Here is a 24,769-nt window from a genome sequence, read left to right as displayed (position 1 = left end):
TCTAAGGTCCTTCCTCTACGGCTTTACGCACCAACCGCTCAACAGCTGTCAGCTCCATTTTTCGTTTTCTGTTATCTTTTTTCAACCATAAAAAGTATTCAGCATTACCCGATGGACCTGGTAATGGACTAGCGACAACGTCGATAAGGCTAAGACCAAGTGTTTGTGCGTACTCTGCTACTTTGGTTGTTACCTCAACACGCAAGTGAGGATCTTTAACAACGCCAGTGTGACTAAGCCGTTCTTTTCCTACCTCAAATTGAGGTTTGACCATAGGCAATAAATCAGCCTCATCGTGCAATACGCGTGCAATAGACTCCAGCACAAGAGTAAGCGAAATAAAAGATAAATCACCGACCATAGCATCGCATAAACCATTCGTATCCGATACATCGAGATACCGTATGTTCATAGCATCGATGACTACTACGCGTGGATCCGACTGCAATCGAGGTATGAGCTGATCGCGTCCGACATCCACCGCAACCACTTCTCGTGCCCCATGACGCAGCAAAACATCAGTGAAACCACCGGTAGATGCTCCAGCGTCTAAAAAACGCTTCTCAGCTACTTGCAGTCCTTTTTTCTCAAAATGAGCTAATGCACCCAATAATTTATGAGCCCCTCGAGAAGCCCAGGATTCCTGCTCAATCGCATCAATGATAATGTGCGTTGTCTCATCTACTTGAGTGGCTGGTTTTATCGTCGAAAAGCCTGGTAGAGATACTTTTCCTTCTTTAATGAGCAATCGTGCTCTTTCTCGTGAAGGTGCAAGACCGCGTCGTACAATTTCTGCATCGAGCCTAGCAGTGCTCACCTAATTCTTACCTTCCTACTAGCCCAATGCCTTATGGAGCACAGAATGCGCCTGGTCAAGCCTCATATATTCTTCTTGTAAAGAGGTAGCAACCTGTGAGAAAAAGGACTCAAACTCCTGATTAAGTTCCTCTACAGTTACCTGATGAGTTTTCCTGGGATCATGTGGCTTTGGCGCAGCATTCATAGGTTTGTTCATGGTTCATCATGCCCATTCTTCAAGTATCTGCTGAGCACGAGGACTCTCAGCAATAATGTTTCCCTCAAATTGCTCATCCTCCCACGCATATGCCACAACACTACGCAATGCTTCAATGCTATGAGACTGTTCACTACCACCGGAGAGAATAATGTCTCGGGCATCTCGACGCACGATAAAGCCACCTTGTTCTTGGGGTGTTAACCGATCTCTATCCTCATGCAATGCCCGTAGATCTTGAGCGATATATGTTGGTCGCTGAGAGCTTTTTGCGTGAATAAGCTCATAACTTTGCGAAACACCAGTCAGAACGTGCAATGTGTCCATGTGAGCAGCAACGCCACCAGCAATATCCGTATCAAGACGATCACCAATCACAAGCGGACGACGCGCAGCACATTTTTGTGCTGCTTGATGAAACAATGTAGGTTCGGGTTTACCTGCAGAAATAGGTTGCTGACCAGTGGCCGAAACAACTGCAGCGACCATTGAACCATTACCAACCATAAGACCACGTGGTGACGGCAAAGAAGCGTCTAAATTACTCACAAAGTATTTGGCACCACGTCGAATAGCCAAGGCTGCCTCTGAAAGTTCTTTCCAACCCGTTTCTGGACTATGCCCTTGCACTACAGCCTTAGGATTATCATCAGCACTATCCACCACGCGATATCCAGCTTCATGCACAAGATCTCGAAATGAATCAGCCCCAAGCACAAGCACCGTGTCCCCTGCCTGAAGGTGCTGCGTAGCAAGATTGACTGCTGCCTGTGCTGCCGTCAGCACTTGATCAGTGCGAGTCATAATGCCACATTCATTCAATAATTTAGTGACTTCTTGTGCACTACGCGAAGCATTATTGGTGATATAAAAAATATGAGCATCAAGTGCATTGAGGACAGAAACTGCGTGTGGCAATGCAGTCGTGCCCTCCCAAACCGTGCCATCAAGATCGAAGAGCATTGCATCATAATGCGTGCACAAGCTCATATCACTACCCACTTAATCTATTAACCTTAGCCGTTTACTGCAATTCTTCGAGACGCTCAGATGCATCAAGCAAGCCATCAATATCTTGCTTATTTGCGTTCCGGAACCATTCTCGCGCTTGTTCAATACGACCAGCTGCCACCAACGCATCAGCATATGCATAGGAAAGGCGAGCGTAAGAAATGCCAGTGCGACGAGCAGATAAAGGTGCACGCTCCAAAGTAGCAAGAGCAGAGTCATACTGCCCTAGGTCTTGTCGCGCACCTGCGCTAACAATCGCTAACTCAATTTTTGTTTCTAGATCCAGTTGAGATTGATCTTGTTCTCGCGCAATCTCAATCGCCTTTTCTGGACGACCTAAACCACGTTCACAATCTGCCATGACCGCAACAAGGCCTGGACCATTTCCCATCCTCCGTGCAGCCCGCAGCTCAGATAATGCTTCTTTCCATTCTCCGGCGTGATATGCAGCAATACCAGCTGTTTCCCGCACAACTCCCACACGACCAGCACGATCCTTAGCCGCACGAGCATGGCGCAAGGCCAGCTGTGGATCATCAACCAGCAGTGTTGCCGCCATGATCAGATGCTTAGCTACAATATCCGCATTGTCTTTAGACAACACACGCAAATCCTGCAGTACCAATGGATCTAAATCTTTTATGTCAATATCGCCTGGTAAATCAGGTTCATTCTGTCGTTTTGCTATACGCTCATCGCGATATCCAGCACGATGTGGTCCATGAAAATTATCGCGCCCTTTCCCACCACGCTGCGAATGCCGCGTCCGACGTTTTGATCCGGCATAGCGAGAGTGCTTTTCGTCATCGCGCTGCTTAGAATTTTGATCATTATGACGCTGATAGCGAGATGGGCGTTCTACGTCAGATTTCTCATGCCGATCACCATGATGTTGTTTGTTTCGAGAGGTACTCTCGGATTTCTTATCGCCACTTCGCGTGTATCGATGTGAATTATATTCAGGCATATTCCTCGTGCTAATTCTTGTAGATAATGTAGGTTTTTCTTGAATACCAACTAGCTTTTCTTCAAGCAAATAATGATTGGATTCTATCACAGCTCACTATGCACAACTTCTTTTAAGTGCGCCAAAATCTCTTAAGCTGTAGAGAAAAATTAATACGGACTATCACAATCTCGCGATTGTCTATCCTATTTCAAGGCTCCTAGCGGTGTTGAAAACTGTCAATCGTGGCGAGACAGACCAATAGCTAATCCAATAACTGATGACGTGCAAGCTCCTGATACACAGAACTACTACGCATCAAAGTCTCATGCGTACCACGAGCAACAATACGCCCCTGATCCATAACAATAATCTGATCAGCATCCACAATCGTTGATAACCGATGCGCCACCATCACAAGAGTGCGCCCCTCAGAACGATCCGCAATAGCGTCAAGAATAAGCTGCTCATTACGAGAATCCACCGCACTCGTCGGCTCATCCAAAAGCAAAATAGGAGTATCCATCAACAACATACGAGCCAACGCCAACCTCTGACGCTGCCCACCAGAAAGATTAATCCCTCGCTCACCCAAAAAAGTCTCCAACCCCTGAGCCCCAGAAAGTTTATCCTCCAAACCAACCTTCCGAATAACATCCCAACACTGCTCATCCGTGGCATCAGCATGACCCAATAACAAGTTCTCCCGTATAGTTCCCGATAAAACAGAAGCTTCTTGCTCCACAAAACCAATACAACGACGCACCGAACTGCGGTTATAATCAAAAACATTCTGAGACCCCACAAGAATCTGCCCCTCACACGGGTCATAAAAACGCTGTATCAGGGCCAAAATAGTGGATTTCCCTGAACCACTAGCACCCACAAAAGCAGTGGTGGTACCAGCAGGAATATGAAAGTTCAGATCCTTGAGAATCATCTCTGATTCTTGATCGTAACGAAAACTGACATTCACAAAAAATAAATCCCCCGAAGGCTCTATATCAGGCCCCTCATCAGTCTCTGCCGGGTACGACAGAACTTCCTCTATCCTTTCAACAGCCCCCATTGCTGAGCGGATCGTCGTAATTGAGTGAAACAACATTCCCAACGGCATCGCTAGCGTAAATAAATACATCACAAATGCAACCAGATTTCCCAGGCTCATGGACCCTTGAGCAACACGAGTACCACCAACACCAAGAACCATGAGAAAACATAATTGAATAGCAATACCTGTAACTGGGTATAAGATACCCGCGTATCGAGCAATTTTCTTACCCTGATCCCATGCGCGCACGGACTGCTTATCCAGCTCAGCCTCTACCCTATCCTGCGCATTAGCGGCACGAATTGAACGAACAGCAACCAGAGCCCTATTCATATCCGCACCCACATCTCCCACTGCTTCTTGAAGCTGCTTGGTGTACTTCTGCATCTTGGATGACTGGAACAGGACAATTACCACACATACACCCAGTACAGCAGCGACAACGGCAAATAACAGCGGATCGACGATCACCATAAAGGCAATGGCACCTATCATTGTTACGACACTGGCAATGCCATCCACAAACCCGTCGATAAACGCAGAACGAATAACAGTAGTATCCGAGCTTAGTCGTGCAACAAGATCACCTGAACGCACATGATCTAAGCGACTCATAGGCAAACGCAGCACTCGAGCGATAAGAGCACGCCGCGTGATATACACAGATCGCTCCGCGGTTTTGTTAAGCAAATAAATCTGTACTCCACTACTTATGGCACCAATGAGAAGTAATGCGATTAAGAGAACTACCGAAGAACTAACCGGCTTATCCCCCAAATTATTGATCATGGTGTTAATAATCATTGGCTGAACAAGATTGACCGCCGAGGCAATAAGCGACAAAACAATTGCTACCGTTAGCACAACACGATGCTTCAGCATCATGGTAAGCAAAGTCATAAAAGAGGGCGATGGGCTCATAAAATTAATTTTAGGTAAAATTTCTTCAGTCGCATTCCAACAAAGAATATCAAGCACTAAAATCCTGCCTATGAGTACACCATCTCAAACTAATAAGGCAGTTTCACCATCCTCTGTTACTGTCCAAATTTTTAGAAAAGTGGACACACACGCCGCAGAGAAGGTTGCACCCTGGTTTAGTATAGGGCAAAGCATCATCATTAATTTCCCTGGTTACCTAGGATCTGGGTTTATCCGGACTCAACCCAACTCTGACCTGTGGGTGATGATTTATCGCTTTGATTCCCCAGAAAACCTAGCACTCTGGGAACAATCAGAGGAACGTAAGCTCTGGTCACAGCGCTTTAAGGAACATATCCAAGAAGAAAAAGCCCATAAGCGCACAGGTGTTGAAGGTTGGTTTGATAGCCCAATCATCGATGATGATTCTCATGGTATTCAAGCTACGGACAACGTCGACAGCTTTATAGAAGATAGAGATGGGGAATCACATACCAGCGCTCCTACAGCTGCAGAACAAGAAAGCATCATTCCCCCACGCTGGAAACAGATGATTGTTATTTTCTGTGGTTTCTACCCCATGACCATGACCATCAATATCCTCCTATCAATGCTTCTACCAGCAACAACACCACTTCCTGTGAAAGTTACTCTTGCTGTGGTCATCGTGATGCCACTGATGGTTTACCTGATCCTTCCGTTTCTAACTCAGAAGTTTCACCCCTGGCTCACGAAACCACGGAAGAAGAAACCAATGCACTAGCATGGGAGACTATGAGTATCTTCCGTGACATTGACGGTGCTGGTTTTGGCGCATATAAACGCCTCCGTGGGCGCTGGGATATTGACCATGACACTGATCTATTTATTGACCGAGTCCAATCAGACCCCTATGCTGCCCCTTCACTAGCCAGGATCAGGCTCAATCTCACGGAAGCAGTAGTTGACCCTACAGTCATAGCAGAACTATCTCGCTGTAGCCGACCTAACCAACACCGTGCCGCCTATCACGCCGCAACAGATTTTATTGCACGACGTTTCGCCCGTGAAATCAAAAAATACCGTTTCACAGGCAATAAAGAACATGGCTCTATTGCTATTGATATTCCTGGGCAGGAAGTTCTCCAGCGGGCTGCCGTCGTACTCACAAAAGAATATGCTGAGCTGCGGATTGAGGTGGCATTGCCGGCGAGGGGGCGTCGTATCCGGGGCTATGCGGCAGAAAAATTACTCTACGAGACTCTACCGGATCTAGCGCAAGCAGCTGTGTGGGATATGGATGCTCGGGAACTCCAGGCACATATCCAATTGGTCTGTGACCAGGAAGATCTACGGAGCCAACTTGCGGGCAGGGGGCTTGTGGCTTTTCTGGGTGATGGCAGTGTGTTGCCGCGTGCTGCGGGGAACTCTAATCTGCCATTGGAGGGAGCACGGGAGTTTTCCTCACCTGAATCTTTGCGCACGACGATACGCCTGGCGTCAGGGCGTGAGGTCACAGGCATGGGTGTGCCGCAAGGAATTAGTGTGATTATTGGTGGTGGCTATCACGGTAAATCCACTGTGTTGCGGGCTATAGAGCGCGGTATTTATAACCACATTGCGGGTGATGGGCGTGAGTGGGCAATCACCTGCCCTGATGCGTGTGCTATCCGTGCCGAAGACGGGCGTAGTGTGGCGCGTACTGATATTTCTCCTTTCATCAATAATTTGCCCTCGGGCACTGATACCCGCCATTTTTCTACTACGAATGCTTCGGGTTCTACCTCCCAGGCTGCGTCTTTGATGGAGGCGTTGGAGGCAGGTGCTGATTGTTTGCTCATTGATGAGGATACGTCGGCAACAAACTTTATGATCCGTGACCAACGGATGCGCAGCATTGTTCCTGCCCATAAGGAGCCTATTACCCCTTTTATTGACAGGATTCGTGCACTGTACACAGATTGTGGTGTTTCGACTGTTCTTGTTGCCGGTGGTTCTGGGGATTTCTTTGATGTGGCGGATCATGTGATCATGATGGATTCTTATGAGCCACAGGATGTGACGGAGCAGGCGCAAGGGCTAGAGCCAACTCTGAGGGCTCAACCAGCTGTGACTCAACCAAGTACTAGTCAGCCAACTCCCACCCAACCAGCTGACACTCAACCAGTTGCAGCAGCGCAGACTTTTGAGCTTCCTGCAGCACGACGCTTACGCCAAGGCGGTTTAGCTAAAAGCGAAAAGTTTGGCAAACATGGCGCTAAACCCCCAAAGGCGCAGTCCAGGGATAGCATTATTCTTGGTCGCAGCGTTATTGATCTTAGTGCCGTGGCACAGTTAGTTGATAGATCACAGACCCAGGCTATTGCGCGGATTATTGGTGTACTCAAAGACCGTGATGATGATACAACGCCACTGGTAGAGCAGGTTTCAGAGCTTATTATGCGGGCGCAGCAGGAGGGCATGGATTCTTTGAGCGGTGGGGAACGTCGAGGAGGTCATGGGACTACTCACCCGGGGCATCTTGCTCTACCCAGGGTATTAGAAGTCATGGCGGCTATTAACCGCTACCGAGAGTTGGATGTGCGCTAAGACTTTGCTTTTTTGTCTGCCTTCGACGCCACCCTAGGGCACAACATAACCCAATCGCTAACGCTATGAAGGAGATGGCGTTAGCGAGCATTGTAGAAAAATCTAATAGGTTAGTGCTGTAAAAAATAATAATGAATCCCAGCCCCAGTAAAAGAGAAGATAGAGCTGCAATGGTAAGCAACCAATCACTTTTACTCATATGTCTCTCCTTAAAGTAATTCAGACTAATTCCTGCGTCGAAAGCCAGGCTGTTGTGTATCGAAATACACCAATAGCTATGCAGAACATAACAAGCGAACAACAAATAATTGTCGATAGTGAGGCCCCCGAAGGTCCGTTGGCAAACCCATTTGCTACAAGCATAGAAAGACAGAATGAGACTAAAATTGCACCTGAATCACTTGCCCACCGCACTCCACAAGAAACTGCGATAACTGATATAGAGGTTGCTAGAATCGCGCTGAAGATCATACCAATGCTGACTGAAATGAAAACTTCGGAAGATGGATGCACAAATAATAGACCTACACCCATAGGGATGACTAAACCACAGAAGTCAATTAGTGCTGTGTATAGCCACATTCTGCGACAATCTTTAGCAAAATATGCTCCAGATTTGGATGGGTAGCTGATAAAAATAGAGAGAAATTTGCGATTGTAAAGCTGTAGCAATTTTTCACGCTGTGCAACAGTATTGACGACGGAAAACACCCACACGCCAATAGCCAATGATAAAAACCAAGGTAATATCGATGTTTGGATATTCATCTCTGATTCACTTGGCTCAGCAATAGAAAAGAAAAGTAGCGCGAGAAAAATAACAGCACTGAATACTGCACAACGGCACACAACTTCTTTTGTCGATATAGTATATGGATAATTCATATGTTCTTCTCCAGATGGAGAAAATCCCATCTATTATCATTCGCCATTTTCTTTAGTAAATCTTTATTATGCGTCGCAAGTATGCATATCCTGCCAGAATCTAATTTCTTGTTTATTTCTTGAAGCAGGATATTCATTGCAACATCGTCGAGAGCGTTATCTGGTTCATCAAGAATCAATACATCTGGATTAGTTATCCACGCCCTCGCCAGCGCCAAGCGCATTCGTTGTCCCAGTGAAAGTTTTTCATGCGACGCATCTAAAACTTGTTCTAGACCAAACTTTTTAAGTGTGACGTCCACTTCCGACTTCCCATCAAAATGCGCTGCATGAAATCGAACTACTTCTCGGCAGCTTTGACCGGGATAGAATACTGGACTTCCGAGAACCATTCCAATATGCCCACGAGCATTTTCAGCTCTGATTAACTTTTTGTCTTTGAGATAATGCACAGTCCCGGTAGATGGTGTGAGAACCCCAGCACAAATTTTTAGTATCATAGTTTTCCCTGCACCATTGGCACCTGTTATGCCTAATGCTTTTCCCGAGGAAAGACAAAAAGATTGAGACTCTAAAATCGCTCGGTGCTCTATATTCAGCGAAATATTCTCTACTATAAGTTCAGTAATCACTATTATCCTTAGACAGGTTTTCCCACTTCTAGCTCAAATTTTCAAGCACAACAAGATGTAACGAAAACTACGCATTCTACTCTATAAAGATGGTGTCCCCCCCCCCATCAAGTTCTTCTACAAATTCACTAAGCTACAGTGAAAACCATCGCTTCGCAGGTGCATTCTTCTTTCCTCCACATAGGCACCCTACGAGCTATTTTTGCAGCAACTCTGCTGAACTATCCCTCTTACGATCATCACTGCCGCAAGAGTATCTTCATACCAACACCCGACGTTTAGTGTTTTAGATGCGCTCTGCCACGATTGAAATATGAGGACGAGCATTATCTGGGTGCCGTTTCTGAACAGAACAAATACAAAAACCAGCTACTGTTAGCAGTTCAGATAATCTGTCTTCTGAGAAATAAAAAGCTTGAGTAATTGCATGGTCAAAAGCCTGGTCATGGTCACCAAGAAAAGCACCCACAAGAATAGTTCCACCCGGTTTAAGAATTCTAGCCAATTCCTTTAATGCGTAAGCGCAAGTATCTGATTCCATGTGAATAAGCGAATACCAGGCCAGAACGCCATCAAAAAGAGAATCACGAAAAGGTACATTCAAGATATTTCCGTAAACAAATTCAACATCAGGAAAATGCTGAGCAGCAGTAGTCACAAACTCAGGAACCATGTCCATTCCATAGACATCACATCCACATTTTTCTAATAATCCACTCCAATGCCCTGGCCCCGCTCCCGCATCGAGAATAGCGCCTTCCACATTACAACCCCAATCTTTAATAAGGGCTATATCAAGAGGGTCCATACCTTCAATGGAACCTAATACCTCAATATATTCAGTTGCACGTTGAGAATATGAGCTTATTGTACGATCCAGCATGGGTATCCTGTTACAAATTAGAATCTGACTAAAAATCCAGTAGACAGCTTACCTTTAGGAGACCCCTACGATAAATGCAACCACTAACCAAGAGGATCATTCCTGGTGTGCCTGGTGTGCCGCACCCTCACACACACGGCACACCCAGACGCCACTTGCCGTACCCTCACGGGTAGCGTGCCCCCGCACACGTGCTGTTGGGCTGTGTTCTACCAAAATTGACTATAGATCTTACCCATAAAATATATAGATATTTTCCTGGTATTTTACTAATTAGAGAGTGCGGCACCTCCGTCAACAACGTGAAAAAGAGGACACTTTATGCCAGGTTGTGTCCCTGTCTGTGCAGGTGAGGGGGTATGTTAGTCTATGTCAATTTTGGTAGAACACAGCACTTTATTTACCCACTGCAGTGCGGCCTTTTGGCTAGTTTCCCTCTATTTTATCCCGGTTTGAATTAAGTTTCGTCGGGATAAATAGATGGGTAACTGCAAAAATGATAGTAACAGCACGTGAAATGTCATTGGGCAATGCTATGGAAATGAAAATGATTGCCATGAAAAATGACGTGGTGCGAATCTGCTCTGCCCACCTGTCCTGTAGATTCCTCTTCGCATAAACGGCCATACCGAATGTTGCAAGCAGGACTATTGCATACATCCATGGGTACCAAGAATCTGCGAGAAAACCGGAAAACCCATGAACCTCTATGATGGAAGATGCGCAGACTGCGAAAACTGCACCAATCAACTCATAGATTCGAGATGTGAACCCAGTAGACGATATCATATTAATCATCCTCGATTTCTGCCCTGAGCGGCGGGAAGCCGCATTTGCTATAGAAGGTTATCCCCTTACTCTGTGCGACAGCTCCAGTGATTTTAAGAGCGAGATCAGCGAAGAAAGCAAAACCAAGTGCACCACCGACTGAGGCAACCAGTGTCCCAATTGGACCTGCTTCGATGAATGCCCAGGCAATGAAGGCTGCCTCTAAGGCATAGGGACCCGCTTCGGCTGCAACAACGAGAGTAGCTGCAGCACCGTACTCGAGATCGTTATTACTGATATGTCCAAGACGATGGTCATATGTTGTGACAATCCGCTTATCATTCTTGCCGCGATCAAGGGTCTCTCGATCGAGATTCATGATTGCGTGAAGCTGCTCAAGTTCGGAATCTGAGAAATCGTAGTTTGACTTGATTTCCTCATCGGTCAGGTCAACAGTTAGCTTTCCGTCTTCTGCTCCCTGGTAGTGCTCTCCGATGGAAGCTACCTTTTCGACAAACTGGAGATCCTCTTCCGATATATTTTCTAGCGTTTCTGCTATTGCATCTTCCGACCAGACGGTTTCTTTTTCATTGTCAGTTTCTGCACCTGCGATGCTGTGGAGAAAGCTTAATGCGAGAGTGGTACTTAGTGCAATTGCTTTCATGGTTTTTCTCATTGCTTCAACCTTTCTTGGTTTCAGTAAAGAAAAAATTCTGGGTACGCTTTTATTTTCGATTCTCTATGCTGCATCGCCTTTCTGTTGAATTGAACCTTAGAGCATTATCTTGACCCTTGCATGGAAACGGAGGCGTATCCCCCATTATAGGTGTGTACGAAAATCGACCTTCCTGGTGAGCCGGGTCATATAATGTGCAGATTTTATGGTGACATCATGGGGTTCAGGTGGTGGGGTGAGTTGGGGGTCTGCGGGGTATCGGTGTCCTCTAGATGCTGTGCTCTACTAAAATTGACATCAAACACCAGTTTTTTGTTGAACTGCAATAGGACGAATCAACATCACACAACACACACCCGGACAGCCCCCACACACCCGGGTAGCACACCCCCACACCCCTGTGATCCTGCACCCCTTGTGTGCACACAACAACACAAGCACAAAAAAAAGGGGGGTATGCACAACGCACACCCCACAACACAATATTAAAAAACCAATGTTGGCAGCGACCTACTCTCCCACACCCTCCCAGATGCAGTACCATCAGCGCAATCAGACTTAACGACCGGGTTCGAAATGGGACCGGGTGTACCCCTGACACAACAACCACCAACACAACCACAAGAAACACCACAAAAGGATGCCCCCCATGCCATGCCAGACACTGCACAGCAAACACAACACAACTCTTTCTTCACCACCACACAACACAGCACAGCAGCACACACATCTACCCCAAATGCATCCCAACAACCATATATTTTCCCATTATTGTTGTTTTTTTTATCGGCCAATTAGTACCAGTCACCTCCACCACTCACATGGCTTCCAGACCCAGCCTATCAACCCCTCATCTACAGGGAACCCAAACGAAACCTCATCTCAAAACAGGCTTCCCGCTTATGATGTCTTTTCGCGGTTCTCCCTCCCGTACGTAGCCAACCAGCCATGCCCCTGGCGGAACAACTGGCACACTAGAGGTACGTCCGTCCCGGTCCTCTCGTACTAGGGACAGCCTTCTTCAAGTTTCAACGCGCGCGGCGGATAGAGACCGAACTGTCTCACGACGTTCTAAACCCAGCTCGCGTGCCGCTTTAATGGGCGAACAGCCCAACCCTTGGGACCTACTCCAGCCCCAGGATGCGACGAGCCGACATCGAGGTGCCAAACCATCCCGTCGATATGGACTCTTGGGGAAGATCAGCCTGTTATCCCCGGGGTACCTTTTATCCGTTGAGCGACACCACTTCCATACGTAGATGCCGGATCACTAGTCCCGACTTTCGTCCCTGCTCGAGCCGTCACTCTCACAGTCAAGCTCCCTTATACACTTACACTCACCACCTGATTACCAACCAAGCTGAGGAAACCTTTGGGCGCCTCCGTTACACTTTAGGAGGCAACCGCCCCAGTTAAACTACCCACCAGGCACTGTCCCCAACCCGGATCACGGGCCAAGGTTAGATGCTCAATACAATCAGAGTGGTATTTCACCAACAACTCCACCACAACTAGCGTCACAGCTTCACAGTCTCCCACCTATCCTACACAAACCGCACCAAACACCAATACCAAGCTATAGTAAAGGTCCCGGGGTCTTTTCGTCCTGCCGCGCGAAACGAGCATCTTTACTCGTACTGCAATTTCACCGGGCCTGTGGTTGAGACAGCAGGGAAGTCGTTACGCCATTCGTGCAGGTCGGAACTTACCCGACAAGGAATTTCGCTACCTTAGGATGGTTATAGTTACCACCGCCGTTTACTGGGGCTTAAATTCTCCGCTTCGACCACAAGGATCTAACAGGTCCTCTTAACCTTCCAGCACCGGGCAGGCGTCAGTCCGTATACATCAACTTCCACGTTTTCGCACGGACCTGTGTTTTTAATAAACAGTCGCTTCCCTCTATTCTCTGCGACCACCACCAGCTCAACACGTCGTTCACCAACAGTGGCCCCCCTTCTCCCGAAGTTACGGGGGCATTTTGCCGAGTTCCTTAACCACAGTTCACCCGAACGCCTTAGTATACTCTACCTGACCACCTGTGTCGGTTATGGGTACGGGCCATACACACACTCGCTAGAGGCTTTTCTCGACAGCATAGGATCACCAACATCCCCACAACGGGTACGCATCACGCCTCACCCACATGTACACCGGATTTACCAAGCATACGGGCCACACGCTTACACCACAATCCAATAAGTGGCTCGGCTACCTTCCTGCGTCACCCCATCACTTGACTACTACCAGCTCAGATCCCACGCATCCACACACAACAACACAAAGCCATCACATGCTTCAGGGCAGTTAGTATCACCGATTCACCACTTGACGCGCATATACGGGTACCAGAATATCAACTGGTTATCCATCGACTACGCCTGTCGGCCTCGCCTTAGGTCCCGACTCACCCTGGGAAGATTAGCTTAACCCAGGAACCCTTAGTCATCCGGCGGAAAAGTTTTCCACTTCTCATTCGTTACTCATGCCTGCATTCTCACTCGCACACAATCCACAACCCATCACCAGACTGCTTCACACCATGCACGACGCTCCCCTACCCAAACAACAAAAAAATTGCTTGCCGCGGCTTCGGCGGTGTACTTGAGCCCCACTACATTGTCGGCGCAGAACCACTCGACCAGTGAGCTATTACGCACTCTTTCAAGGATGGCTGCTTCTAAGCCAACCTCCTGGCTGTCTTCGCGATCCCACATCCTTTCCCACTTAGTACACCCTTAGGGGCCTTAACCGGCGATCTGGGCTGTTTCCCTCTCGACCAACGGAGCTTATCCCCCGCAGTCTCACTGCCATGCTCTCACTTCACCCGCATTCGGAGTTTGGCTGACATTGCTAAGATGATAGTCCCGCTCAACCAACCAGTAGCTCTACCTCAGGCAAGAAACACACAACGCTGCACCTAAATGCATTTCGGGGAGAACCAGCTATCACGGAGTTTGATTGGCCTTTCACCCCTACCCACAACTCATCCCCTCAGTTTTCAACCTAAGTGGGTTCGCGCCTCCACAACCTCTTACAGCTGCTTCACACTGGCCATGGGTAGATCACCCCGCTTCGGGTCCAGAACATGCCACTCACACACCCCATTAGGATTCGCTTTCGCTACGACTACCCCACACGGGTTAACCTCGCGACATGCCGCTGACTCGCAGGCTCATTCTTCAAAAGGCACGCCATCACCCCAAAAGGCTCTGACGGATTGTAAACACACGGTTTCAGGTACTATTTCACTCCCCTCCCGGGGTACTTTTCACCATTCCCTCACGGTACTCATCCGCTATCGGTCAATGCAAGTATTTAGGCTTACCAGATGGTCCTGGCAGATTCACAGCAGATTCCACGAGCCCGCTGCTACTCGGGTAACGCAACAACCCATGACACACACACTTTCACGTACGGGACTCTCACCCACTACGGCAGGCCATTCCAAACCACTTCCGCTAACACACATGCCACAAGCAACCAGCAGACAGACCAGTCACATCACACACCCACAACCCCCATCATGCAACCCCTGCCCGGTATCACACACAACAGGTTTAGCCTCATCCACGTTCGCTCGCCACTACTAGCAGAATCATTATTATTTTCTCTTCCTACGGGTACTAAGATGTTTCACTTCCCCGCGTAACCCCCACACCACCTATACATTCAATGGCGGGTAACCACACATAACTATGGCCAGGTTTCCCCATTCGGACACCCTCGGATCAACGCTCGATTGACAACTCCCCGAGGACTATCGCGGCCTTCCACGTCCTTCATCGGCTCACACTACCAAGGCATCCACCGTGTGCCCTTACACAAAAACAACAAACAAAAACAAAAAACAACTAAGACACAAAAAAGAATAGACACAAAAAAAAATTGCATCGCGTCCACTATACAGTTCTCACACAACACAAGAAACACCCCACACACAAAACCATGCGCGCACAGCAGCATCCCCACCAAGGACAAACACACAGTGCCATCCCAGACACCCAACAATGCACCAACAACAACCACAATCCAACAATCAACCAACACAAACCAACCACACACACAAAACCATGCGCGCAGCATCGTCCACAAAAAACAACACCCCACAAACAACAAAACAAAACAAAAAAAGGGGGTGCACAAAAAACTCCCTAGAAAGGAGGTGATCCAGCCGCACCTTCCGGTACGGCTTGTTACGACTTCGTCCCAATCGCCAATCCCACCTTCGACCACTCCCTCCCAAAAGGTTAGGCCATGGGCTTCGGGTGTTACCAACTTTCATGACGTGACGGGCGGTGTGTACAAGGCCCGGGAACGTATTCACCGCAGCATTGCTGATCTGCGATTACTAGCGACTCCGACTTCATGGAGTCGAGTTGCAGACTCCAATCCGAACTAAGACCGGCTTTAAGGGATTAGCTCCACCTCACAGTATCGCAACCCACTGTACCGACCATTGTAGCATGTGTGAAGCCCTGGACATAAGGGGCATGATGATTTGACGTCATCCCCACCTTCCTCCGAGTTAACCCCGGCAGTCTCTCATGAGTCCCCACCACACGTGCTGGCAACATAAGACAAGGGTTGCGCTCGTTGCGGGACTTAACCCAACATCTCACGACACGAGCTGACGACAACCATGCACCACCTGTATACAGACCACAAGGGACAACACATCTCTGCGCCAATCCTGCATATGTCAAGCCCAGGTAAGGTTCTTCGCGTTGCATCGAATTAATCCACATGCTCCGCCGCTTGTGCGGGCCCCCGTCAATTCCTTTGAGTTTTAGCCTTGCGACCGTACTCCCCAGGCGGGGCGCTTAATGCGTTAGCTACGGCACAGGAATCGTGAACAACCCCCACACCTAGCGCCCACCGTTTACAGCATGGACTACCAGGGTATCTAATCCTGTTCGCTCCCCATGCTTTCGCTCCTCAGCGTCAGTTACTGCCCAGAGACCTGCCTTCGCCATCGGTGTTCCTCCTGATATCTGCGCATTCCACCGCTACACCAGGAATTCCAGTCTCCCCTACAGCACTCAAGTTATGCCCGTATCGCCTGCAGACCCGAAGTTAAGCCCCAGAATTTCACAGACGACGCAACAAACCACCTACGAGCTCTTTACGCCCAGTAATTCCGGACAACGCTCGCACCATACGTATTACCGCGGCTGCTGGCACGTATTTAGCCGGTGCTTCTTATCTAGGTACCGTCACTTACGCTTCGTCCCTAGCGAAAGAGGTTTACAACCCGAAGGCCGTCATCCCCCACGCGGCGTCGCTGCATCAGGCTTGCGCCCATTGTGCAATATTCCCCACTGCTGCCTCCCGTAGGAGTCTGGGCCGTATCTCAGTCCCAATGTGGCCGTCCACCCTCTCAGGCCGGCTACCCGTCGACGCCTTGGTAGGCCATTACCCCACCAACAAGCTGATAGGCCGCGGGCTCATCCTCCACCGAAAAAACTTTCCACCACACACACTAAAGCATGGTCCTATCCAGTATTAGACCCAGTTTCCCAGGCTTATCCCAGAGTGAAGGGCAGATCACCCACGTGTTACTCACCCGTTCGCCACTCGAGCACCCCGCAAGCAGGGCCTTTCCGTTCGACTTGCATGTGTTAAGCACGCCGCCAGCGTTCGTCCTGAGCCAGGATCAAACTCTCCACAAAAACACTCACAAACAAAAAAGTAAGCAAGCACAGGCCGTGAAAAGCCCAATACCCAACAAAAAACAAAAACCAGCAAACCAACCAACCACACCCACACAACACACAACCATGCCATGCAGCGCAATCAATCAATCCACCAAAAAAACAAATGAAGAGCATCCCATCGACGAGACAAAAACACTCCCCACAAAAAACAATGTTAATCAACCATCAAAAAATGATCACTATCAGTACACTATCGAGTTCTCAAACAACACCCACCACCAAACACCAACCCCCAACAAAGAAGCCAGCACTCAACAGCAGCGAAAATAAACAATACAAACAACACCCCACCACTGTCAAACACACAGCACACAACAGGTTTTTAGAAAAAAAATCGGAGCAATATACTTGCTCCGATAACGAATTAGGGTCTATGAAAAGTGAATACCAGCAAAATTCTTCTTCCCTTTGCGCAACACTAACCATGCATCATGCAATAAATCCACTGACTCAGGTTGCCAGTTCTCATCGCTAATCCGCTGATTATTAACATAGGCGCCACCTTCTTTGATTGTTCGTCGCGCAGCTCCCTTAGAATCAACTAGACCACTTTCTACTAACAAATCAATAATTGTGTAGCCATTGTCTAGTGATAATTCAGCAACTTTTGTTTCATGCAAGGCTCCGGAAAGTGTTTCCTCATCAAGATCCGCTAATTCTGCGCGTCCGAATAAGGCAGAAGCAGCTAACTCAACAGCATGGGTGGCAGTTTCACCATGCACTAGATTAGTCATTTCTTGCGCTAGTCGTCGTTGAGCTTCACGCAAATGCGGACGCTCCTGCACAGCAACTTCATACTCGGCAATTTCTTCTTGAGTCAGGAAAGTAAACCAACGCAGATAATCCAAAACAACTGAATCACCCGCATTAAGGAAATACTGATACCACGCATACGGGCTAGTTAATTGATCGTCAAGCCATAGTTTTCCGCCACCAGTAGACTTACCAAACTTATTTCCCTGCGCGTCAGTAACCAAAGGCACTGTTATTCCATGCACCTTTGCACTATCAACACGACGATTCAGATCAACACCAGAGACAATATTTCCCCATTGATCCCCGCCTCCTACTTGCAGAACGCAATCATACTGACGACGTAACTGCACGAAATCATTAGCTTGCAGCAGCATATAGGAGAACTCGGTGTAAGAGATGCCGTCACTTTCCAAACGACGCTTCACAGTATCGCGATCAAGCATGGTATTAAGTGAAAAGTTTTTTCCAACATCACGCAAAAATTCAATTACAGACATACCAGAAGTCCAGTCAGCATTATTGACCATGAGTGCTTTATGTGCTGTTGTACCAGTCTCACCACCATCAAAATCAACGAAACGTCGAAGTTGCTTTTTGATGGACTCCAAATTCTGGGCAACTTTTTCTTCGGTAAGCATCACACGCTCACCTACATCACGTGGATCGCCGATCATGCCAGTAGCCCCACCAGCCAACATAATAGGGCGATGCCCATATTGCTGGAATCGGCGCATGATGAGCATAGGAACTAGATGTCCAGCGTGCAAAGAATCACCTGTCGGATCAAATCCACAGTATAACGTAATTGGTTTTTCACACTCTTGGCGCAATGCCTCTATATCGGTTGAGTCGTTAATCAAACCGCGCCACTGCAGCTCATCAATAATATTATCAGGCATAGAAATCCTTTTACTTACATCAGTATGTTTGTGAATTATGAATTTTTATTCCAGTCAAAGGCTTTCTCGGCAAGAAGCACTGGAATATCATCTTCGATTCGATATGCCTTCCCTAAGCGTTCATTGAGAAGAACATTATCTTCTGGAATATACGTCAGATCACCTTTGTCAATAGGACATACAAGAATATCCATAAGCTCAGCAGAAATAGCCATGTGTTCCACCCTACTCTAGAAGACCAAAGACAGGTGCGCTAATCGCGTACACCATGCTCAGCCCACTCTTTGTACTGTGCATTAAGTTCATTCACGCGCACACGCTGTTCATCCACACAGGGCTGCGCAGTGCCACCACGCGTACTACGGGCAGCAACTGCGCCTTCTACAGTAAGCACTTCTCGAACAGCTGGATGAAGTCGCTCATCGACGCTAGCGAGTTCTTCATCGGTTAATTCATCTAATTCGACACCACGTTGCTCAGCGATACGCACGCAAGCTCCCGATGCCTCATGTGCTTCTCGGAATGGTACTCCCTGACGCACCATCCACTCTGCCAAATCGGTAGCCAAGGTATATCCTGCTGGTGCTAACTCCAACATACGATCTGGATGGAATACCAGAGTAGATACCAACCCAGTCATTGCTGGCAGTAACAGCTTAAGCTGAGTAACTGAATCCACAATAGGCTCTTTATCTTCTTGCAAATCACGATTATATGCCAATGGCATCGCTTTCAGCGTAGCCATAAGACCAGATAAATTGCCAATAAGGCGTCCAGTTTTTCCACGCGCCAATTCTGCAACATCCGGATTCTTTTTCTGCGGCATAATAGAGGATCCCGTAGACCAGGAATCATGCAAAGTTATATACCCAAACTCTGGTGTGGACCATGCAATGATCTCCTCGGCAAGCCGTGACATATCAACCGCAATTTGAGCCAAGACATATGCAGTTTCAGCTGCAAAATCACGCGAACTTGTGGCGTCGAGAGAATTATCGGCTGCACTATCAAAACCAAGTTCAGCTGCAATCGCCTCTGGATCTAACTGCAGCGATGAACCCGCTAATGCACCTGATCCATAAGGACTGACTGCCAAACGCTTATCGAGATCTTGCAATCGCTCGATATCTCTCAACAATGGATGTGCATGAGCTAAGAGCGCATGAGCTAAAAGCACTGGTTGAGCTGCTTGAAAATGTGTCTTCCCTGGCATAATAACACCAGGGTGCTGAGCCGCTTGTGCAGATAATGCATCTACTAACTCACTAACATCTAATGCCAATGCGCGGATTGCATCACGCACCCACATACGAAATAGTGTGGCAACTTGATCATTTCGGGAACGTCCAGCTCTTAATCGACCTCCCACTTCAGCACCGACTATATCAATCAAGCCACGCTCCATTGCCCCATGCACATCCTCATCAGTAGGCAATGGTGCAAAACTACCATCTGCGACAGCTTTTCCAAGCTCATCAAGTCCAGACAGCATGGTATCGAGGTCAGCATCACTCAAAAGCCCAGCCTTATGCAAAACCTTTGCATGAGCCTTCGACGCCAACACATCATAAGGAGCCAATACCCAGTCAAAATGTGTAGACACACTCAAGGCAAACATTGCGTCGCTTGGTCCGCCTGAAAAACGACCGCCCCATAATGCACCTTGATTTGTGCCATGCTTTTCCACTGCTATCAAGCTCCTTAATTCATCCTCAACGCTTAGTTTTCAGCGCTATTCTAGCAAGATTTATTCAGCTGATTTGCGATCACGGCTGTTAGCGATCTTAGATGATAAACCATGCAATTCGACGAAACCTTTAGCCAAGGTCTGGTCGAAAGTGTCGCCGGTATCATATGTTGCCAAGTTAAAGTCGTAAAGCGATGAAGCTGATCGACGACCATTGACCACACATTTTCCAGCATGAAGCACCATACGAATATCACCGGTAACGTGCTGTTGAGTAGACTCAATAAACGCATCAAGTGAGCGTTTTAGCGGTCCATACCATAAACCGTCATAGACTTCTTCAGACCAACGCGCGTCAATACCGCGCTTATAACGAGCAAGCTCACGCTCAACAGTCACATCTTCAAGTGCTTCATGAGCAGTGATTAAGGCAATCGCCCCTGGCGCCTCATATACTTCGCGAGACTTAATACCAACTAAACGGTCCTCAACCATATCAAGACGACCAACGCCTTGCGCACCTGCGCGGCGGTTAAGCTCTTCAATTGCTTCAAGCACAGTCACTGGACGACCGTCGATTGCAACTGGAACACCAGATTGGAAAGAAATGATGACCTCATCAGGTGCATTTCCTAATGCAGGATCCTCGGTATATGCGTAGAGGTCTTTCGTTGGTGGATTCCACAAATCTTCTAGGAATCCTGTTTCCACAGCACGACCCCATACATTTTGGTCAATAGAGAAAGGAGACTTTTTGGATTGCTCAATTGGTAGATTAATCTCTTCTGCAAACGCAATAGCTTTATCGCGCGTCCAAGCATAGTCACGTGCTGGAGCGATAATCTCCAAATCGGGAGCAAGGCTACGGAAACCAACCTCGAAACGCACTTGGTCATTACCTTTACCAGTGCAGCCATGAGATACGTGCGTACCACCATGTTCTTGAGCTGCCTGCACCAGGTGTTTCACAATCAATGGACGTGAAATTGCAGATACCAGTGGATATTGTTTCATATACATACCATTGGCTTTGATCGTCAGTAAGCAATAATCTTCTGCAAATTCATCTTTAGCATCGATCACGATGGACTCTACGGCTCCACAGTCAAGGGCACGCTGGCGAACATTTTCCATGTCCTCCCCGCCTTGACCAAGATCAAGCGATACAGCAACCACTTCTCCCTGAGTCATCTTTGCCAAGTATGGGATTGCTACGGAGGTATCAAGGCCTCCTGAATATGCGAGCACTACACGATTTGTCATTGTTTCTCCTTAATTAATAAATTAATACTTAATTAGCACTTATTTAATGAACTCTATTGCTTCTTTGCGTCGACCGACTCTGTATCAGGCATCCGGTACTTTCGCTGACTAATGATTTCACTGAGCTCTTTGCCGGTCATAGGATCACGTGCCAAAACAAACACAGTATCATCACCTGCGATTGTTCCCACTACTTCTTCCATGCCAACTCGATCAATAAAACTAGCTAAAAACTGAGCAGCTCCCGGTGGAGTACGCAAAACTGCCATATTCGCAGAATAGTCCGTGGAAACCAAAAGATCTTCAAGCATTTTCCGCAATCGTTCCCAGGTACCACTCCCCGCATTTACTTGAGGATTTTCTAATTCACCTACAACATAAAACGAAGCACCATTATCAGGACGTACTTTTCGAGCACCAAGCTCGTCAAGATCACGCGATAGTGTTCCCTGGGTAATCTCTGCACCCTTTTCTTTTAACAAGTCAGATAATTGTTTCTGACTTGTCACCTGCTGCGTCTCCAAAAGATCCACAATCAATGCTTGACGCATTGTGCGTGTCATCTGCCCCATAGCCATTAATTAGTATCCTCAATTTGTAGCAATCATTTGACATAAAGCCATGCATAATATGGAAATATCTGGCATAAGACCTCGGTTAAGCGAATGTCATCAAGCCGATAAGTATTCATATTATTAAAGAAATGGAATAAATACAACTTGCTTTCGGGGAACACACATCACCCTTTACATGGGTACGATGTCTAAAACACACAGCAGAACCATGCGCAGAGAATGCACATATTATTGTGGCTGATTCTCAATCAACCATACCATTAAGGCCTTTTGTGCATGCAATCGATTATGCGCTTCTTGAATCACCACCGATTGTGGACCATCAATGACACTAGCAGTTACTTCACTACCTCGATAAGCCGGTAGACAATGCATAAAAATGGCATTCTCACCCGCTTGAGCCATAAGTTCATCATTGACTTGATAAGGCAAAAAAGGCGTACGACGATCAATGCCATCATTTTCCATTCCCATTGAAACCCACGTGTCGGTAATCACAACATCTGCATCACGCACATGGGCTACATCATCAGTGACTAGCACATGAGCACCAGTAAGTTCAGCGCGCTGCCGTGCTCTATCGACAAAAGACTGCTGGGGTTGGAAACCAGCCGGTGCAATGACTGTGATATCCATACCTGCCGTCGCAAAACCAATTAAATAAGAATTAGCCATATTATTATTGCCATCGCCAAGATAGACCGCCCGCTTATTTTTTAATCCTGCAACACCTTGCTCAGGACAGAGCTTTTCCACGCAGGTCACTAAGTCAGCAAGAATCTGACAAGGGTGCAAATCATCGGAAAGCCCATTAATGACTGGAACAGTTGCAGCTTCTGCCATATCAACTAAGTTTTGGTGAGCATAGGTACGCCACACAATCGCAGAAGTATAGCCAGACAAAATCGCACCAGTATCTTGTGCTGTCTCGCCTTTTGTCAATTGAGTGGAACCAGGTTCGACCATGATTGCATTGCCACCCAATTCTGCGATTGCCGCGCCGAAAGAAAAACGAGTACGAGTCGAACTTTTATCAAAAAGCACCGCTACTGATTGTGGTCCCGCAAAAGTTTTCTTCACATAAGGATTCTTTTTTAATTCCAAAGCAAGTTCAATAACTTGTGCTTGCTCTGCTGGACTAAGATCATCGTCAGCTAAGAAATGGCGTACTTGTGTACTTACTTGTTGTTCCATTTTGTTACTTTCCTGTTCTAAAACTACACATCCATATTTTTCTATATTTTCATGCTGCATGAACATCTGCTAATAAAGCCGCAAAACGTTCTAAAGCATCATCAATCTCTGCCGTACTGATGATTAATGGCGGAGTAATCCGAATAACATCTGCACGAGGAGCGTTAAGTATCAACCCATACTGAGTAGCTTTTGCCACCAATTGCTGCGCAGTTGCTTTTTCCAGCACAGTATTATCAAGCACAACACCAAGCATAAGTCCACGTCCACGCACATGCGCAACGCCTGCTAAAGCAGACAGCCCATCGATGAATCGCTGCCCTTTGGCAGCAACTTCAGCGCAAAAATCTTGATCTACTACGTCCAGAACTACATTCGCAGCTGCACACACCACTGGATTACCACCAAAAGTTGTTCCATGACTTCCCGGAGTAAGCAAACTAGCCGCCGCACCAGTAGCAATAGTCGCACCAATAGGTAACCCACCGCCTAAGCCTTTAGCCAAGGTAACGACGTCAGGGGTCACATATTCATGTTGGAACGCAAAAAAATCGCCAGTTCTGCCGACGCCTGTCTGCACCTCATCAACGATGAATAAGATATTGTGCTCGTCGCATAGCTGCCGCACTTGTGTTAGAAAACCGTGAGGAGCAGGAATAACACCGGTTTCTCCTTGAATAGGCTCCAAAATAATGGCGGCAGTATCCGCAGGATTAAGCTCAACCAACTTTCGTAAGTATTCACTATCGCCATAAGGATAGAACTCCACCCCACCAGCCAAAGGCTCAAAAGGAGCACGTTTTGTTGGTTGCCCGGTAAGGGCTAATGAACCAAGAGTCCTTCCATGGAAACCATGATGAGCAGCAAGAACTCTTTTCTTTCCAGTGAGTCTAGCTATTTTTAGGGCTGCTTCATTGGCCTCTGCACCAGAATTACAAAAGAAAACCCGAGTTTCTTGCATAATCTTTTCATTTTCCGATGCGAAACGTTCAATAATTTTTTGTGCTGCCTGCACCACTGGAGCTGAAATGAAAAGATTAGAAACATGACCTAGAGTTCCCAATTGCGTATTAACTGCTTCAATAATCCCAGGATGTGCGTGTCCTAAAGCATTAACTGCAATTCCAGCAAGCAGGTCTATATGCTCACGACCTTGACTATCGCGCACCATGACACCCGAACCACCAACAAGTTCTAGCTCCGGAGTTCCATAGGTATTCATCAAGCTATCTGTCCATGCTTGTGAATAAGAATTCTGAGCAATAGCCTCATGTGTAATGTGTTGATTCATTTTCATATTCCTTTGAGGTTTTATCCGTTAT

The 24,769-nt window shown here is 47.3% G+C and carries 19 protein-coding genes and 3 rRNA genes; 2 read left to right on the top strand and 20 right to left on the bottom strand.

All coding sequences use genetic code 11. From position 1 onward, the window contains the following. Position 1: 1 nt before the first annotated feature. The 5 genes from FQV43_RS04805 to FQV43_RS04785 all read right to left on the bottom strand — a co-directional run bounded on the left by FQV43_RS04805 (position 2) and on the right by FQV43_RS04785 (position 4,944). Positions 2-817, bottom strand: coding sequence for a TlyA family RNA methyltransferase (locus FQV43_RS04805; RefSeq protein WP_146339205.1), 816 nt, complete (start codon positions 815-817; stop codon positions 2-4). A gap of 18 nt (positions 818-835) precedes the next feature. Beyond that, positions 836-1,015, bottom strand: coding sequence for a hypothetical protein (locus FQV43_RS04800; protein WP_146339203.1), 180 nt, complete (start codon positions 1,013-1,015; stop codon positions 836-838). Positions 1,016-1,021: 6 nt separating this feature from the next. Continuing rightward, positions 1,022-2,005, bottom strand: a complete 984-nt coding sequence (locus FQV43_RS04795) for an HAD-IIA family hydrolase (protein ID WP_146339201.1) — start codon at positions 2,003-2,005, stop codon at positions 1,022-1,024. 34 nt (positions 2,006-2,039) lie between these two features. Then, the gene (locus FQV43_RS04790; RefSeq protein WP_371710933.1) at positions 2,040-3,038 is read right to left on the bottom strand and encodes a hypothetical protein; all 999 of its coding nucleotides are present in this window, start codon (positions 3,036-3,038) and stop codon (positions 2,040-2,042) included. A 199-nt stretch (positions 3,039-3,237) separates the two neighbouring features. Continuing rightward, the gene (locus FQV43_RS04785; RefSeq protein WP_146339199.1) at positions 3,238-4,944 is read right to left on the bottom strand and encodes an ABC transporter ATP-binding protein; all 1,707 of its coding nucleotides are present in this window, start codon (positions 4,942-4,944) and stop codon (positions 3,238-3,240) included. Positions 4,945-5,014: 70 nt separating this feature from the next. On the opposite strand from FQV43_RS04785, the gene FQV43_RS04780 reads away from it, so the two are divergent. Beyond that, positions 5,015-5,707 carry a hypothetical protein gene (locus FQV43_RS04780; protein WP_146339197.1) on the top strand — a complete coding sequence of 231 codons (693 nt, stop codon included), beginning with the start codon at positions 5,015-5,017 and terminating at the stop codon, positions 5,705-5,707. Between the two features lie 11 nt (positions 5,708-5,718). Further along, positions 5,719-7,512: an ABC-ATPase domain-containing protein gene (locus FQV43_RS04775; protein ID WP_146339195.1), complete on the top strand. Its 1,794-nt coding sequence runs from the start codon at positions 5,719-5,721 to the stop codon at positions 7,510-7,512. On the opposite strand, the gene FQV43_RS04770 is transcribed toward FQV43_RS04775, so the two are convergent. From FQV43_RS04770 to FQV43_RS04695, 15 genes are all read right to left on the bottom strand, one after another. Continuing rightward, positions 7,481-7,711, bottom strand: a complete 231-nt coding sequence (locus tag FQV43_RS04770; protein ID WP_146339193.1) for a hypothetical protein — start codon at positions 7,709-7,711, stop codon at positions 7,481-7,483. The two genes, FQV43_RS04775 and FQV43_RS04770, sit on opposite strands and share 32 nt — an antisense overlap. A 20-nt stretch (positions 7,712-7,731) precedes the next feature. After that, positions 7,732-8,397, bottom strand: coding sequence for a hypothetical protein (locus tag FQV43_RS04765; protein ID WP_144272828.1), 666 nt, complete (start codon positions 8,395-8,397; stop codon positions 7,732-7,734). Then, the gene (locus tag FQV43_RS04760) at positions 8,394-9,029 is read right to left on the bottom strand and encodes an ABC transporter ATP-binding protein (protein ID WP_168195048.1); all 636 of its coding nucleotides are present in this window, start codon (positions 9,027-9,029) and stop codon (positions 8,394-8,396) included. The genes FQV43_RS04765 and FQV43_RS04760 overlap by 4 nt, the downstream gene beginning before the upstream one ends. A gap of 286 nt (positions 9,030-9,315) precedes the next feature. Continuing rightward, the gene (locus FQV43_RS04755; protein ID WP_146339189.1) at positions 9,316-9,912 is read right to left on the bottom strand and encodes a class I SAM-dependent methyltransferase; all 597 of its coding nucleotides are present in this window, start codon (positions 9,910-9,912) and stop codon (positions 9,316-9,318) included. 790 nt (positions 9,913-10,702) lie between these two features. After that, positions 10,703-11,344, bottom strand: coding sequence for a hypothetical protein (locus tag FQV43_RS04750; protein WP_146339187.1), 642 nt, complete (start codon positions 11,342-11,344; stop codon positions 10,703-10,705). Between the two features lie 509 nt (positions 11,345-11,853). After that, positions 11,854-11,970: ribosomal RNA gene (rrf, locus tag FQV43_RS04745) — 5S ribosomal RNA — on the bottom strand. A gap of 158 nt (positions 11,971-12,128) precedes the next feature. After that, positions 12,129-15,190 (bottom strand): 23S ribosomal RNA (locus tag FQV43_RS04740). A 324-nt stretch (positions 15,191-15,514) separates the two neighbouring features. Further along, a 16S ribosomal RNA gene (locus FQV43_RS04730) occupies positions 15,515-17,028 on the bottom strand. The 16S, 23S and 5S rRNA genes sit together here, the layout of an rRNA operon. Positions 17,029-17,444: 416 nt before the next feature. Further along, entirely contained in the window at positions 17,445-18,728 is a 1,284-nt protein-coding gene (tyrS, locus tag FQV43_RS04725; protein WP_146339185.1) for a tyrosine--tRNA ligase, read from the bottom strand. Positions 18,729-18,763: 35 nt separating this feature from the next. Next, the gene (locus tag FQV43_RS04720; RefSeq protein WP_144274926.1) at positions 18,764-18,943 is read right to left on the bottom strand and encodes a Trm112 family protein; all 180 of its coding nucleotides are present in this window, start codon (positions 18,941-18,943) and stop codon (positions 18,764-18,766) included. A gap of 38 nt (positions 18,944-18,981) precedes the next feature. Next, positions 18,982-20,415 (bottom strand): argininosuccinate lyase, encoded by a 1,434-nt coding sequence (gene argH, locus FQV43_RS04715; protein WP_144274924.1) that lies wholly within the window; start codon positions 20,413-20,415, stop codon positions 18,982-18,984. Between the two features lie 60 nt (positions 20,416-20,475). After that, positions 20,476-21,678 carry an argininosuccinate synthase gene (locus tag FQV43_RS04710; protein ID WP_146339183.1) on the bottom strand — a complete coding sequence of 401 codons (1,203 nt, stop codon included), beginning with the start codon at positions 21,676-21,678 and terminating at the stop codon, positions 20,476-20,478. 53 nt (positions 21,679-21,731) lie between these two features. Continuing rightward, positions 21,732-22,256, bottom strand: coding sequence for an arginine repressor (locus tag FQV43_RS04705; RefSeq protein ID WP_144274920.1), 525 nt, complete (start codon positions 22,254-22,256; stop codon positions 21,732-21,734). Positions 22,257-22,481: 225 nt separating this feature from the next. Then, positions 22,482-23,447, bottom strand: coding sequence for an ornithine carbamoyltransferase (gene argF / locus FQV43_RS04700; protein WP_146339181.1), 966 nt, complete (start codon positions 23,445-23,447; stop codon positions 22,482-22,484). 49 nt (positions 23,448-23,496) lie between these two features. Continuing rightward, entirely contained in the window at positions 23,497-24,738 is a 1,242-nt protein-coding gene (locus FQV43_RS04695) for an acetylornithine transaminase (protein ID WP_146339179.1), read from the bottom strand. Between the last annotated feature and the right edge of the window lie 31 nt (positions 24,739-24,769).

The organism is Corynebacterium sp. sy039 (assembly GCF_007904105.1).
Classification (GTDB): domain Bacteria; phylum Actinomycetota; class Actinomycetes; order Mycobacteriales; family Mycobacteriaceae; genus Corynebacterium.
The sequence above is the reverse complement of the archived record's forward strand: the minus strand, read 5'-3'. Positions and strand labels throughout refer to the sequence as shown.